General features: G+C 64.3%; 9 protein-coding genes. 3 read left to right on the top strand and 6 right to left on the bottom strand.

Features of this window, described 5'->3' with window-relative positions; translation table 11 throughout:
• Positions 1–79 precede the first annotated feature (79 nt).
• The gene (locus tag ACVW16_RS34660) at positions 80–784 is read left to right on the top strand and encodes a redoxin domain-containing protein (protein ID WP_456735018.1); all 705 of its coding nucleotides are present in this window, start codon (positions 80–82) and stop codon (positions 782–784) included.
• Between the two features lie 111 nt (positions 785–895).
• On the top strand, positions 896–2,257 hold the full coding sequence (locus tag ACVW16_RS34655; protein WP_456735017.1) for a peptidoglycan DD-metalloendopeptidase family protein: 1,362 nt from the start codon (positions 896–898) through the stop codon (positions 2,255–2,257).
• A gap of 30 nt (positions 2,258–2,287) precedes the next feature.
• Here the strand turns inward: ACVW16_RS34655 and ACVW16_RS34650 are convergent, their stop codons facing one another.
• The 6 genes from ACVW16_RS34650 to ACVW16_RS34625 all read right to left on the bottom strand — a co-directional run bounded on the left by ACVW16_RS34650 (position 2,288) and on the right by ACVW16_RS34625 (position 11,366).
• Entirely contained in the window at positions 2,288–3,523 is a 1,236-nt protein-coding gene (locus tag ACVW16_RS34650; RefSeq protein ID WP_456735016.1) for an ABC transporter substrate-binding protein, read from the bottom strand.
• A gap of 279 nt (positions 3,524–3,802) precedes the next feature.
• Positions 3,803–4,684 (bottom strand): NAD(P)-dependent oxidoreductase, encoded by an 882-nt coding sequence (locus ACVW16_RS34645; protein WP_456735015.1) that lies wholly within the window; start codon positions 4,682–4,684, stop codon positions 3,803–3,805.
• Between the two features lie 2 nt (positions 4,685–4,686).
• Positions 4,687–5,818, bottom strand: a protein-coding gene (gene prfB, locus ACVW16_RS34640; RefSeq protein ID WP_456703394.1) for a peptide chain release factor 2 whose coding sequence is annotated in 2 segments (ribosomal slippage) — positions 4,687–5,748 and positions 5,750–5,818 — 1,131 coding nt in all. Because the reading frame shifts where the segments join, the coding sequence is not laid out codon by codon here.
• A 112-nt stretch (positions 5,819–5,930) separates the two neighbouring features.
• The gene (locus ACVW16_RS34635) at positions 5,931–8,438 is read right to left on the bottom strand and encodes a penicillin-binding protein 1A (RefSeq protein ID WP_456735014.1); all 2,508 of its coding nucleotides are present in this window, start codon (positions 8,436–8,438) and stop codon (positions 5,931–5,933) included.
• A 221-nt stretch (positions 8,439–8,659) separates the two neighbouring features.
• Positions 8,660–9,958 (bottom strand): N-acetylmuramoyl-L-alanine amidase, encoded by a 1,299-nt coding sequence (locus ACVW16_RS34630; protein WP_456703392.1) that lies wholly within the window; start codon positions 9,956–9,958, stop codon positions 8,660–8,662.
• A 613-nt stretch (positions 9,959–10,571) separates the two neighbouring features.
• Entirely contained in the window at positions 10,572–11,366 is a 795-nt protein-coding gene (locus ACVW16_RS34625) for a hypothetical protein (protein WP_456703391.1), read from the bottom strand.
• A gap of 30 nt (positions 11,367–11,396) precedes the next feature.
• Between ACVW16_RS34625 and ACVW16_RS34620 the strand changes: the two genes are divergently transcribed.
• The gene (locus tag ACVW16_RS34620) at positions 11,397–13,796 is read left to right on the top strand and encodes an Rne/Rng family ribonuclease (protein ID WP_456735013.1); all 2,400 of its coding nucleotides are present in this window, start codon (positions 11,397–11,399) and stop codon (positions 13,794–13,796) included.
• Positions 13,797–13,825 lie beyond the last annotated feature (29 nt).

The following is a 13,825-nucleotide window of genomic DNA, read 5'->3' as shown; positions in this document are numbered from 1 at the left end:
AGGGCGCGAATCCGGCACACCGGACGAGAGCTGCAATTCCGCTTTGGTTGACCCGCCGAAAGCGACGAAAGGAAGGCGTATGTCCAAGAAATCCCGAAAGAAATCGTCCAAAACGCCCTCCGGCAGTCCGACCGCTAAAAAGAAGCCCCCGAAAACACGGGCATCGACTCGAACACGCAGCGCGAAAACACAGGCGGCATCCGCCAGCAAATCAAACAAGCCAGGCGCAAAGGCAACATCACATAAGGCCGCATCGAAATCGTTAAAATCTTCTGAAAAGGCCTCCAACCCAGCCGCCCCGGTCTCGTCCGGTTCAGCAAAGCCGATCGTCGCGGGCATGAAGGCGCCGGCCTTCCGCCTGCCTCGTGACGGCGGCGATGTCGTCACCTCGGCGGACTTCTCGGGCCAGAAGCTCGTCCTGTTCTTCTACCCCCGCGCCGACACCCCCGGCTGCACCCGCGAGGCCATCGACTTCACCCGGCTCAAGAGCGACTTCACGTCTGCCGGCACCGCCGTACTGGGTATTTCGGCCGATCCGTTGAAGGCCCAGGAGAAGTTCCGCGACAAGCACGGCCTCGGAGTCCCCCTGATCTCGGACGAGCGGCACGAGATGCTGGAGGCGTACGGTGCCTGGGGCGAAAAATCGATGTATGGCAAGACCTTCCTCGGGATTCTTCGCACCACGGTCCTGATCGGGGCCGACGGCAAGATCGCCAAGGTCTGGCGCAACGTCCGGGTCGACGGCCATGCTGACGAGGTGCTGGAAGCGGCAAGAAGTCTTTAACCAGCCCGTTAAAATCGAGCGCTCCCGTTTCCGGAAAATTAACCATGACCAGCCCAGATTGCTGCGGCAATTTGGCCGCAAGGAACCGTTCCGACCGGCGCGGGAGTGCCGATGTCGAAAAGTTCTGCCCAATATTCGCAGTACCCCCAGCATCACCCGCACGACCACGGACGGCCGTTTCCGCGCCGCTCCGCGCCTGCGGCAGCTCCTGCCATTCCCCTGCCCGCAGCGGACGACGCCTACACCATCGTGCATCACGGCAAGCAGGTCCGGCTCGGGCCGGTGGTGTTCTGGATCGTGGTCGGCACCGTCGTTCTGCTCGGCCTGTGGTCGGCGGCGACCGCCACCTATTTCGCCTTCCGCGACGATGTCCTCACCCGGCTGATCGCCCGCCAGGCCGAGATGCAATATGCCTATGAGGATCGCATCGCCGAGTTGCGCGCCAAGGTCGACCGCACCACCAGCCGCCAGCTGCTCGACCAGGAACAGTTCGACCAGAAGCTCGACCAGATCATGAAGCGCCAGGCGGCGCTGGAGTCCCGGGCCACGGCGCTGGGCGCCATGCCCGACGTGACCGGATCGATTCCCCGCGCGGCGCCGCAGCGCGGCGACGCGAACCAGGCGACGCAAGGCACGCCAAAACCCTCGCCGATCAGCGATACCGTCATCTTCGTGGCGCCGCCCGACCGCGAAGCGCGGCTCGAATCGCGGGCGCCGAGCGCGATGGCCCCGCCCGTCAATCAATTCGCCAAGAACCAGGGTTTTGGCGACGTCCTGGTCCGGCTCACCAACTCGCTCGATCAGGTCGAGCGCCGTCAGGTCGCCGCGCTCAACGCGGTTGAGGAAGGCATGGATTCACGGATGCGCCGGATGCGCGGCGTCGTCAGCGATCTCGGTTTGAACCTCGCCAGTCTCGAAGCCGCCGTGCCGCGAGCCCCGATGGGCGGTCCGTTCGTGCCGGTGAAGCTCACCGCGAATGCCGGCCCTTTCGAGAAGCAGCTCTATCGCATCAACGTCACCCGCGCCGAGATGGACCGGCTCAACCGCACGCTGGCGCAGGTGCCCTATCGCAAGCCCGTCGTCGGTGAGGTCGAATTCACCTCCGGCTTCGGCGTGCGCAGCGATCCCTTCCTCGGCCGCCCTGCGATGCATACCGGTCTCGACTTCCGCGCCGCGACCGGCGATCCCGCACGCGTGACGGCCAACGGCAAGGTGGTCTCGGCCGGCTGGTCCGGCGGTTATGGCCGCATGGTCGAGGTCGATCACGGCAATGGATTGTCGACCCGCTACGGCCATCTCTCCGAGATCAACGTCAAGGTCGGCGAAATCGTGAAGATCGGCCAGGTCATCGGCCTCGTCGGCTCGACCGGCCGCTCGACCGGCCCGCATCTGCACTATGAGACCCGCATCGACGGCGAAGCCGTCGACCCGCAGAAATTCTTGCGCGCCGGCGTGCGACTCAGCGCAGGCTAAGTCCGCAACAGAAGACGCCTACAGCTCTGATTACTGGCCGCGCTCGTGGCCGACCTCGCCGGTGATGACGTCGCCGAACAGCTCCCAGGCCTGCCCGTTGAAGCGCATCAGCTGCATCTGCTCGATCGGGAAATAATCGTCCGGCGAAGTATTGACGCTGATGCCGGGCAACATCAGATCGGTGTGGAAATCCTTCAGGTTCGCGGCCTGCTTCATCACGTTGTCGCGCGTGAGATTGTCGCCGCACTGCTTCAGGACCTGCGCCATCGCCTCAGCCTCGACGTAGCCATAGAGATTGTTGGCGTTGGCCTTGTCGCCCTCAGGGTAATACTTGTCCATGAAGGCGCGCCACGCGATCACCGCCGGATCCTTGTCCCAGGTCGGATCGGTCGGGTCCTTCAGGTACGCGGTCGAGATGATGCCTTTGGAATAGTCCAGCCCGGCTGGCTTGAGCACCGAGGCGATCGACGAGGCGGTGTTGGCCAAAAAGAACTTCGGTTTCCAGCCGAGCTCGCCGACTTTACGGATCGCCTGTGCCGACCCCTTCGGCGCGGCCCACGAGAAGAAGATGTCGGCGCCGGAATCGTGCAGGGCCACGATCTGCGAGTCGATCGAGGGATCGGCGACCTCATAGGATTTGTCCGCGATGATCATATTGGCCTTGTCGCCGAGGCCGTCCTTCAGGCCTTTGAACTGGTCCTTGCCGGCATCGTCGTTCTGCCAGAACACTGCGATCTTGCTGTCAGGGAAATTGTCCCTGATGTATTTGGCGTAGATTCGCCCCTCGCTCTGGTAGTTGGGCTGGAAGCCCATGGTCCACGGAAAGTTCTTGGGGTCGCCGAACTTGGTGCCGCCCGAGGCGACGAACAGCTGCGGCACCTTCTTGGCGTTCATGTATTTCATGATCGCGGAATTCGAGGGCGTGCCGAGCGCTTGAAAGATCAGCAGCACCTCGTCGCTCTCGACCAGCTTGCGCGCCTGCTCGATCGCCTTCGGCGGTGAATAGGCGTCGTCATAGCTGATGAAGTTGATCTTGCGGCCGTTGATGCCGCCCTGATCGTTGATCATCTTGAAGAACGCCGCCTCGGTCTTGCCGATCACGCCATAGGACGACGCCGGCCCGCTATAGGGCATGATGTTGCCGATCTTGATTTCGCTGTCGCTGGCGCCGGGATCGTATTTTTTCTGCGCTAGGGCCGGTACCGTGACCAGCGCTCCGGCAGCAAGCATGGCGAGGGCAGCGAGGCTTTTGCGACGACCCGGCATTGGTCTCTCCCCAATTTTCTATCGTTGTTTTGGGAGAGTGTCGCAAGGCGATCGGCGACTGGCAAGCGGCAGGATTTTCCGCGGCATGAAACGCGAGAGCCGGAATTTACTCGACGCGCGGCCCGATTGCGAGGAACGGCTTCCAGCCGCTACAAGTCTGCTCAAGAGGATCGGCGTACGCGGGCATCCCCCACGATATCGGCCACAACGGTCGCCGCGACAGCCACGAGGGCAATGCCGAGACAGCGTTCCGATCGAGGCTGCCCTGCTCAATTCCAGTTAAGACGGCTTCTTCGGCCGCGACACCAGCTCGATCATCTTGCCTTCATCCTCGTCGGGCATCACAGCCTTCGCTTGTGCGTAAGCCTCGACGGCGGCGCGGGCAACCAACGGCTTGTCCACGAGCAGGCTCTCGGCGAGCTTCACGGCGTAGGCGGCATCCTTGTGCCGCAGCGCGGCGGTGAAGGTCGCGCCGCCGAAGTCGCGGGCGACCATGCGCTTGGAATGGCGCTGCACCTGCGGGCTCGCGGCAACCCCTGCCTGGATGGAGTCGAGCACCAGCTTCATGTCGAGCCCGGCCTGTTCGGCAATCGCAAGGCCCTCGGCCAGACCGGCGATCTGGATCGCGCCCATGAGATTGTTGATGAGCTTGTAGACCGTGCCGGAGCCGACCGCGCCGAAATGGCGGATCGTCGAGCCGATCGGTTCGAGGAACGGGCGCGCGCGTTCGAGGTCGGCGGCATCCGCGCCAACCAGCAGCGTCAGCTTTCCGCTCGCGGCCGCATCCGGCAATCCCGTCACGGGGCAATCGATGTAGATCAGGCCACGCGCATTGAGTTCGCGGCTCATCTCGCGCGCATGGTCATAGGAAACCGTGGAGCATTCGATGGCGATGGTGCCTGATTTGGCCGTCTTCGCCGCGCCATCAGGCCCGAGCCAGACCGCGCGCGAAGCCTCGTCGTCGGCAACCATGGTCACGACTGCGTCGGCATCGATCGCGGCGTCCTCAGGCGAGGTCGCCCATGTCGCGCCGCGTGCGACCAGGTCTTCTGCTTTTGACTTGCTGCGATTCCACAGCGTCACCGTCAAGCCCGCATCGAGATAGCGGCCCGCCATGCCATGACCCATCCGCCCCAATCCGATGAAGGCGATCCGGGGCATGGTCAGTCCACATCCTCGATATCGGCGCCGGTGGTGCCGAAGGCGCGTTGCGCCAGGGTCGCGGCCATGAATTCGTCGAGCTCGCCGTTGAGCACGCCTGATGTGTCAGAGGTCTGCACGCCCGTGCGCAGATCCTTCACCATCTGATAGGGCTGGAGCACGTAGGAGCGGATCTGGTGGCCCCAGCCGATATCGGTCTTGGCGGCCTGGTCGGCGGCGGCCTTCTCCTCGCGCTTTTTCAGCTCGATCTCGTAAAGGCGCGCGCGCAGCATGTCCCAGGCCTGCGCCCGGTTCTTGTGCTGGGAGCGTCCGGCCTGACAGACCACCGCAACGCCGGTCGGGATATGCGTCAGCCGCACTGCGGATTCGGTCTTGTTGACGTGCTGGCCGCCCGCGCCGCCCGACCGCATGGTGTCGGTGCGGACGTCGGATTCCTTGATGTCGATCTTGATGCTGTCGTCGATGACCGGAAACACCTGCACGCTCGAGAACGAGGTGTGCCGCCGCGCGTTGGAATCGAACGGCGAGATGCGCACGAGGCGATGCACGCCCGCTTCCGTCTTCAGCCAGCCATAGGCATTGTGGCCGGAGACCTGGATGGTCGCGGATTTGATGCCGGCCTCTTCGCCCTCGGATTCTTCGAGGAATTCGACCTTGAAGCCGTGGGTCTCCGCCCAGCGCGTGTACATGCGCAAGAGCATCTGCGCCCAGTCCTGGCTCTCGGTTCCACCGGCGCCGGCATGGACTTCGAGATAGGAATCGAAACGATCGGCTTCGCCCGACAGCAGCGCCTCAAGCTCGCGGCGGGCCACTTCCTTCTTGAGGTTCTTGAGCGCGGCTTCCGCTTCAGCCACGACGCCGGCATCGCCCTCGGCCTCGCCGAGCTCGATCATCCCGATATCATCTTCGAGCTGCTGCTCGACCTTGCCGATGCCCGAGAGCGAGTCCTCAAGCGAGGTGCGCTCCTGCATCAGCTTCTGGGCTTTCTGCGGATCATTCCAGAGATTGGGATCTTCTGCGAGCTTGTTCAGCTCAGCGAGGCGCGCCGTCGATTTCTCGACGTCAAAGATGCCTCCTCAGCAGCCCGACTGACTGCTTGATCTCTTCTACCAACCGTTCGATTTCGGCGCGCATATCGTTCTCAGCTCTCGCGGAATCCCGCGTACAATTCAGATGGGGGATGTAGCTGCGGCGGCTGCAAAGCGCAACCGCCGGAACTTAAAGCCGGTGGTGTTATCCTAGGCCCCTAGTAGAGCCCGCCGGTACCCGGCCGCATGAAGAATCCGGAGTCCGGCGCCTGCTGCGGCGCTGGCACACCACCGCGTCCGTCGGCGTCGGCGACGCCGATGACAGAGTAGTTGTCCGGCGGCGCTGTGCCCGGCTTGAAAGCTTCCAGGATGGTTCCACCGGTTTCGCCGGGGCCGGCGCGCATGCCGGTCTTGGCGACGACGCGAACCAACTTGATGCCGGCCGGCACCTTGAAGGGAACGGCGGGCTTGTCGGCGAGCGCGAGCTTGAAGAAATCGCGCGCAATCGGGGCAGAGAGATGGCCGCCGGTGGCGGCATTGCCTCTGCCGAGAGAGCGCGGCTTGTCGTAGCCCATGTAAATCGCAACGGCGATATCAGGCGAGAACCCGACGAACCAGGCGTCCTTGGCCTCGTTGGTCGTACCGGTCTTGCCGGCAATCGGCTTGCCGACCTCCCTCACGACAGTTGCGGTACCGGCCTGGACCACGCCTTCCAGCAGCTCGGTGATCTGATACGCGGTCATGGAATCCAGCACCTGCTCACGGCGGTCGATCAGCTGCGGCTCGGGTTGGTTCTTCCAGCCGCCGGGCGCGTCGCAGCCGCGACATTCGCGCTGGTCGTGCTTGAAGATGGTGTGTCCGTAGCGGTCCTGGATCCGGTCGATCAAAGTCGGCTTCACCCGGCGCCCGCCATTGGCGAGCATCGAATAGGCCGTGACCATGCGCATCGCCGTCGTCTCACCGGCGCCGAGCGCATAGGAGAGATAGTTCGGTAATTCGTCGTAAACGCCGAAGCGGCGGGCGTATTCGCCGATCAGGGGCATGCCGATGTCTTGCGCAAGGCGCACCGTCACCGTGTTGCGCGACAACCTCAGCGCATTGCGCAAGGTCATCGGCCCCATATACTTGCCGGCATCAAAGTTTTCCGGACGCCATACTCCAGCGCCCTGGCCCTGGTCGATTTCGATCGGCGCGTCGAGCACCACGGTCGACGGCGTGTAGCCGTTGTCGAGCGCGGCCGAATAGACGATCGGCTTGAATGACGAACCCGGCTGCCGGTAGGCCTGCGTGGCACGGTTGAACTGGCTCTGGTCGAACGAGAAGCCGCCGACCATCGCGAGTACGCGGCCGGTCCAGGGGTCCATCACCACCATCGCGCCCGAGACCTCGGGGATCTGGCGCAGACGGTATTGGCCTTCGACCGGCTGTCCCTCCTTCGTAAAGAGCGGATCCGCATAGATCACGTCGCCGGGCTGCAGCACCTGCGCGACCGAGCCGGGCGTCTTGCCCCTGGCGTTGCCCTGCGCCGCCTTCGCCCAGCGCACGCCGTCAAGCGCGATGAGGCCGGTCTCGCGCTGCTTGCTGACCGCGCCGCCGAGCTCGCGATTCGGCTGGAAGCCAATGCGCGCCGACTGATCACTGGTCTCCAGCACCACCGCCATGCGCCACGGCGAAATGTCGGACAGCGATTTGATCTCGGCGAGCTTCACGCCCCAGTCGCCCGAAATATCGAGCTTGCTGATGGGCCCGCGATAGCCTTGCTGCTCGTCATAATTCACGAGGCCGGCAACCATGGTCTTGCGTGCCATGACCTGGATCTTCGGATCGAGCGTGGTGCGGACCGAGAGGCCTCCCTCGTACAGCTTCTTCTCGCCGTAGCGCTCGAAGATGTCGCGGCGGACTTCCTCGGCGAAATATTCGCCGGCGAAGGTGTGGGCGCCATTGCTACGGTTGGTAACGACCAGCGGCTCCTTGCGCGCCTTGTCGGCGTCGGCCTGCTTGATCCAGCCGTTCTCCTGAAGACGGTCGATCACGTAGTTGCGGCGCTCGATGGCGCGGTCGCGGTTGCGTACCGGATGCAGCGTCGCCGGCATCTTCGGCAGCGCCGCCAGATAAGCCGCTTCCGCCACGGTGAGCTCGTTCACCGATTTGTCGAAATAGACCAGCGAGGCGGCAGCGATGCCGTAGGCGCCGAGGCCGAGATAGATTTCGTTCAGATACAGCTCGAGAATCTTGTCCTTCGAATAGGTCTTCTCGATGCGCATCGCGAGCAAGGCTTCCTTGATCTTGCGCGAGAAGGAGACCTCGTTGGTCAGAAGGAAGTTCTTGGCGACCTGCTGGGTGATCGTGGAGGCACCCTGCGGGCGGCGGTTGGAACCGAAGTTCTGCAAGTAAAGCACGCCGGCACGCGCCATGCCGGTGTAGTCGATGCCACCATGCTCGTAGAAATTCTTGTCTTCGGCCGCGAGGAACGCGTTGATCACGAGCTTCGGCACGGCCTGGATGGGCAGGTAGAGCCGTCGTTCCTTGGCGTATTCGCCGAGCAACGAACCGTCGACCGCGTGCACGCGGGTCATCACCGGCGGCTCGTAATCCTGAAGCTGAGAGTAGTCGGGCAAGTCCTTGGAGAAATGCCAGATCAGGCCTGCCACGGCACCGACACCGACAAGGAACAGCACCGTTCCCGCAGCGAACAGGAAGCCCATGAACCGCACAAGCAAGCGCATTATGTGTTTATCCGTTCAATCCCAGGATCAGCCCAAAGCGCCCCAAACGGGCGCAGTCCTTACGTCGCGAATTCACCGGCCTACTCAATACCATCAATTGCCGGACCGAATGACGCTCGCCGAACGGGATCCTCGTCGATTCCGGAACCCCCTGCGCCGTTTTTTATAAGGCGTCCGCTGTGGCCAAACTAGGGCTTAACAGCGGAACCGATATGCCGTCCTTAATTGCTGGCCCCCGCTGTCGCTATCCTTTTGGCCAGGAACGTGTCGATCGCCTGCGCCATCGAGCCGACGGCCTTGGAGCGCCAGCCCTCTGACACGAGGTGCTCGAGGTCGCCCTTGTTGGACACGTAGCCGATCTCGACCAGCACCGAGGGCACATCCGGAGCCTTCAGCACCCGAAAGCCGGCCGACTTCAGGGGATGCTTGTGCATCCGCACCGTCGTCTTCATTTCGCCCATCAGGAGATGGGCAAAACGGTTTGAAAAGGTGCGGGTTTCCCGTTGCGTGAGGTCGATGAGGATGTCGGCAACGTCGGTCGGCTCTTCCGCAAGGTTGAAGCCGGCGATCGCATCGGCACGGTTTTCGGCATCGGCAAGGCGCTGGGCCTCGGCGTCGGATGCCTTGTCCGACAGCGTATAGATCGTGGCCCCCTGCGCGTCACCCTCGGCCTTCGGCAGCGCGTCGGCATGAATCGAGACGAACAGCGCGGCATTCAAATTGCGGGCGACCTTGGACCGGTCGTTGAGCGGGATGAATGTATCGTCGTCCCGCGTCATCACCACGCGGTATTTACCCGACTTTTCCAAGCGGTCGCGCAGCGCCAGGCCGAACGCCAACACCAGGTTCTTCTCGCTCTCGCCGCTCGACTGGGTCCCGTTGTCGATGCCGCCATGGCCGGGGTCGATCACGACGACCGGCCGGCCGTCGGAAGGCGCTCCCGGCTTGTGCTGCGCCGGATCCGGCGAGGCAGGAGCGGTTGCCGGCGGCGCGGCTGACATCGTCGGCCGCAACTCGGGGCGATTCTCCGCGGCGGGTGTCTGCACGAAGGCCGCGCGATCGACCTCCTCCAGCTCCAGCACCAACCGGGCCGGCTGGCCATTGGCCGCCTCGAGCACGTAGGAATTGGTGATCTTGGCGGGCCCGGTCAGGTCGAACACGATTCGCGAGCCTCCGGGCATCACGAGCCCATAGCGAAAGGCCTTGACGAGTCCTCGGCCGGCCCCCGTGCCGGGAGCCAACTGAAAATTCACCTGGGGAACGTCGACCACCACCCGGTAGGGATCGGCGAGCGTCGTGGCGCGGAAGCTGATGGTCTGGTCGAGGTCGAGAATGAAACGCGTTTGCTTCCCGTCGCCGGCCAGGCGCGCCGCTGTCGCGACAGGAAAATTCGCAGCCGCGACGGGGGCTTGCGCAGGGCTCTCCGCCGCGCTCAGTCCCGAGTATGCGGCATACGGCAATGCTGCGGCGCAAAGCAGCGCAAATCCCAGCAAAACCCGTTGATTTGTGCGGCTCGCCACCGAATCCGTGCCTCCGAGCAGCCTCTTTAACGCAATAGAACCACAGGGTTAATCGATCCTTAATAACGGAAGCGCGAAACTCCCTGACTGTGACCGGTGTGCGACGCTCCCTTGCATGGATGTCCCATTCCTCGTATGTACGGAATGCTGACGGCCAATAATTTCCGGTTGTGTCGCATTCAGCCTCCCGGTGCAGCGCCGGAGCTCCCAAGATTCGGGAATTCCAGCGTTTTCTGTTCTCCTCTAAGACCAGCGCAGTGCGCGGCAACGAGGTGGAACGGGGCAAGCCCCGGCGGCGGACGGTTTCCGGTTACCACAGTGTTTCCGGGACGGTTTCGACAGCGACGCGACCGGTTACCCGGTCCCTTAATCCCGAGGGGGCGGTTCTTGATCCAGGGCGAGCGCGCACGCGCCATGCCTGGCCAGCAGCAACTGATTAAGGGGCGGCCCCTCCGCCCAATGTTTCATACGGGCCGACGCTTGATGCGCCAGACTGTGCCGACGAATTCTGAAGGACCATTCGCGACGCTGCGGAATAAAAATCCCGCGCGCCGCTGCGGTCCTCCGGCTTCCGATTCGGCAAGGCGCGAGAGACGGCGTTTCTGCCTTCCCCTCACCCCCGAATCAGGTGGACCGTCGCGTCACCCGGCAGCGCTCTTCGCGCCCACGGTCGATCGCGCCCGCCGCCGCCAAGAGTTAAGACATGCCCAACAAGATGTTGATCGATGCCACCCACCCGGAAGAGACCCGGGTCGTCGTGGTCCGCGGCAATCGCGTCGAAGAGTTTGACTTCGAGACCGCGCAACGCAAGCAACTGCGCGGGAATATCTACCTCGCCAAGGTCACAAGGGTCGAACCCTCGCTCCAAGCCGCCTTCGTTGAATATGGCGGCAATCGCCACGGCTTCCTCGCCTTCAGCGAAATCCATCCCGATTATTACCAGATTCCGGTTGCCGACCGTCAGGCGCTGATCGAGGCCGAGGAACAGGCCCATCGCGAGGCCGAGGAAGAGAGCGAAAACCGCTCCCACGGCCGTCGCCGCTCGCGTCACCGCAATGCCCGCCGCCGTGGTCATGGCGAGCGCGTCCGCAGCGACCTCGTCGAGGGTCTTGGCGCGGGCGCCGATCCGCTCGCCCAGCCGACGGAGGCCCAGGCGGAAGGCCAAGCCCGGCCGGAGGACACGGTCGGCGCTCCACAGGAGGGTGAGCACCTGCACGCCGATGCAGAGCATCACGGCGAGCACGAGGGTCACGACCACGATCATCAAGACCATGATCACAGCGATCACGGGCATGACGATCATGAGCACGATGATCACGAGCATGATGAGCACCATCACGCGCACGATCATGACGACAATGGTCATGACCACGACCACGATAGCGATCACCACGACCACGATCATCATGCGGACGAGACGCCCGCCCCTGTCGCGGCTGTGGGCGCCGCCCCCGCGGTTGCGGCCGAGACCGTCACTGAACCTCAGGAACCCTCCGCTTTCGAAGCGCATCCCGAGACGTTTGCCGAGGCCGTGACATCGGTCAGGGAACCGGCCGATGCCGTTTACGCCGCCGGCGAGATCACCGACGCGCCGCACGGCGAGGCTGCGGACGCAGCCGGGGAAGACGACGAGGACGAAGAAGACGGCGAGGAAGCTGAAGAGGAAGTCGTCGAATCCGTGGGTGGCGACGACGTGCTCGAGGAAGTGCCGGAGCGCACCTTCCGTCCGCGCCGCCAGTACAAGATCCAGGAAGTCATCAAGCGGCGCCAGGTGATGCTGGTGCAGGTCGTCAAGGAAGAGCGCGGCAACAAGGGCGCTGCGCTGACGACCTATCTGTCGCTTGCCGGCCGCTATGCCGTGTTGATGCCGAACACCGCCCGCGGTGGCGGCATCAGCCGCAAGATCACCTCGGCCCAGGATCGTTCGCGCCTGAAGGAAGTCGTGCAGGACCTCGACGTGCCCGAGGGCATGGGCATCATCCTGCGCACTGCTGGGGCCGCCCGCACCAAGCCCGAGATCAAGCGCGACTTCGAGTACCTGATCCGGATGTGGGAGACGGTGCGCGACCTGACGCTGAAGTCGCAGGCCCCGACGCTCGTCTACGAGGAAGGCTCGTTGATCAAGCGCTCGCTGCGCGACCTTTACAACAAGGAGATCGACGAAATTCAGGTCGCCGGTGACTCCGGCTACCGCGAAGCCCGCGACTTCATGAAGATGCTGATGCCCGCCAATGTCAGCGCGGTGAAGCAGTATCGGGACGGTCAGCCGCTGTTCTCACGCATGGGCGTCGAGAGCCAGCTCGATGCGATGTTCTCGCCGACCGTGCAGCTCCGCTCCGGCGGCTACATCGTGATCAACCAGACCGAGGCGCTGGTCTCGATCGACGTCAACTCCGGCCGGTCGACGCGCGAGCACCATATCGAGGACACCGCGCTCAAGACCAACCTGGAAGCGGCCGAAGAGGTCGCCCGCCAGCTTCGCCTGCGCGACCTCGCCGGCCTGATCGTCATCGACTTCATCGACATGGACGAGAAGCGCAACAACCGTGCGGTCGAGCGCAAGTTGTCCGATTGCCTAAGGCAGGATCGCGCGCGCATCCAGGTCGGCCGCATCTCGCATTTCGGCCTGTTGGAAATGTCGCGCCAGCGCATCCGCGCCAGCGTGCTGGAGAGCTCGACCGATCCCTGCCCGCATTGCGGCGGCACCGGCCATGTCCGATCGGTGTCCTCGGTGGCGTTGCAATTGCTGCGCGGCCTGGAAGAGATCCTGATGAAGGGCGCGACCCACAATCTCGTGGTCCGCACCCGCACGGACGTCGCGCTCTATGTGCTGAACCACAAGCGTGGCCATCTGCGCGACCTCGAGAACGGCTTCAAGGTCACGCTGTCTGTCATCGCCGACCCCAGCGTCAGCGGACCGCAGGCCTATCTGATCGACCGTGGCGAGCAAGTACATACGCTCGAGGCCGCTAAGGCGCTGCTCGCGGCCCAGGTCGCCGCAAGCCCGCCGCCGTTGGCCGAAGAGGCCTATGACGATGAGGACGGATTTGACCTGGAGACCGAATCCGAGGTCGAGACCGAGGAGACGGAAGGTCTCGCCGAGGAGCAGGCCGCAGGCGATGGGTCGCCCGAGCAGGACGGTCATCGCCGCAAGCGTCGCCGCCGTCGGCGCGGTCGCGGCGGCCAGCGCGACGGCGAGGCGCGCGAAGATGGCGCTCCCGTTTCGGCTGAAGCGGCCGTAGCGGCCGGTGAAGGCGAAGAGGAAGCCGACACCGAGCAGGACGGTGAGGAAGGCGAGGAACAGGCCGCCCGTGGCGAGCAGCAGGGCAGCGGCGATCGCCGTCGCCGGCGTGGTCGCAGGGGTGGACGTCGTCGTCGTGGCGGTGCCGAGGATGGTCTCGCCGGCTCCATCGGCGACGAGCTCGGCGGCAATCCGCCGTCGGAAGCGGCCGACGCGGTGGCCGATTTCGACGGTGCCGGCAGCGAGACCGCTCCGTCCATTGCGCATTCGGAGCACATCGCCCCGGTTGAAACGTCTCAGCCCGAGTCCCAGTCCCATCAGGCGCCGGTTGAAACGCCGGTCCAGTCAGCGCCACCGGCTGCTATCGCCGAAGAAGAGCCCGCAGTGGACGACAAGACCACGCGGCGCCGCTCCACCGTTCGTGAGAAGGTGAGCTTCCCGTCGAGCAGCCCGAGCGAGCCGGCAACGCCGATTGCGACGGCGCCGGAGCCGGTTGCGCCGCCCGCGCCTGAGCCGACGCCGGAAGCGGCAGCCGAACCGCCGGCGGCCCCGCGGCGCGCCGGCTGGTGGTCGCGCCGCTTTGGCGGCGGCGAATAGAGCAACCTGCCAAACAAAAAAATGCCCGG

The sequence above is a fragment of the Bradyrhizobium sp. USDA 4474 genome, assembly GCF_054057515.1.
The sequence above is the reverse complement of the archived record's forward strand: the minus strand, read 5'-3'. Positions and strand labels throughout refer to the sequence as shown.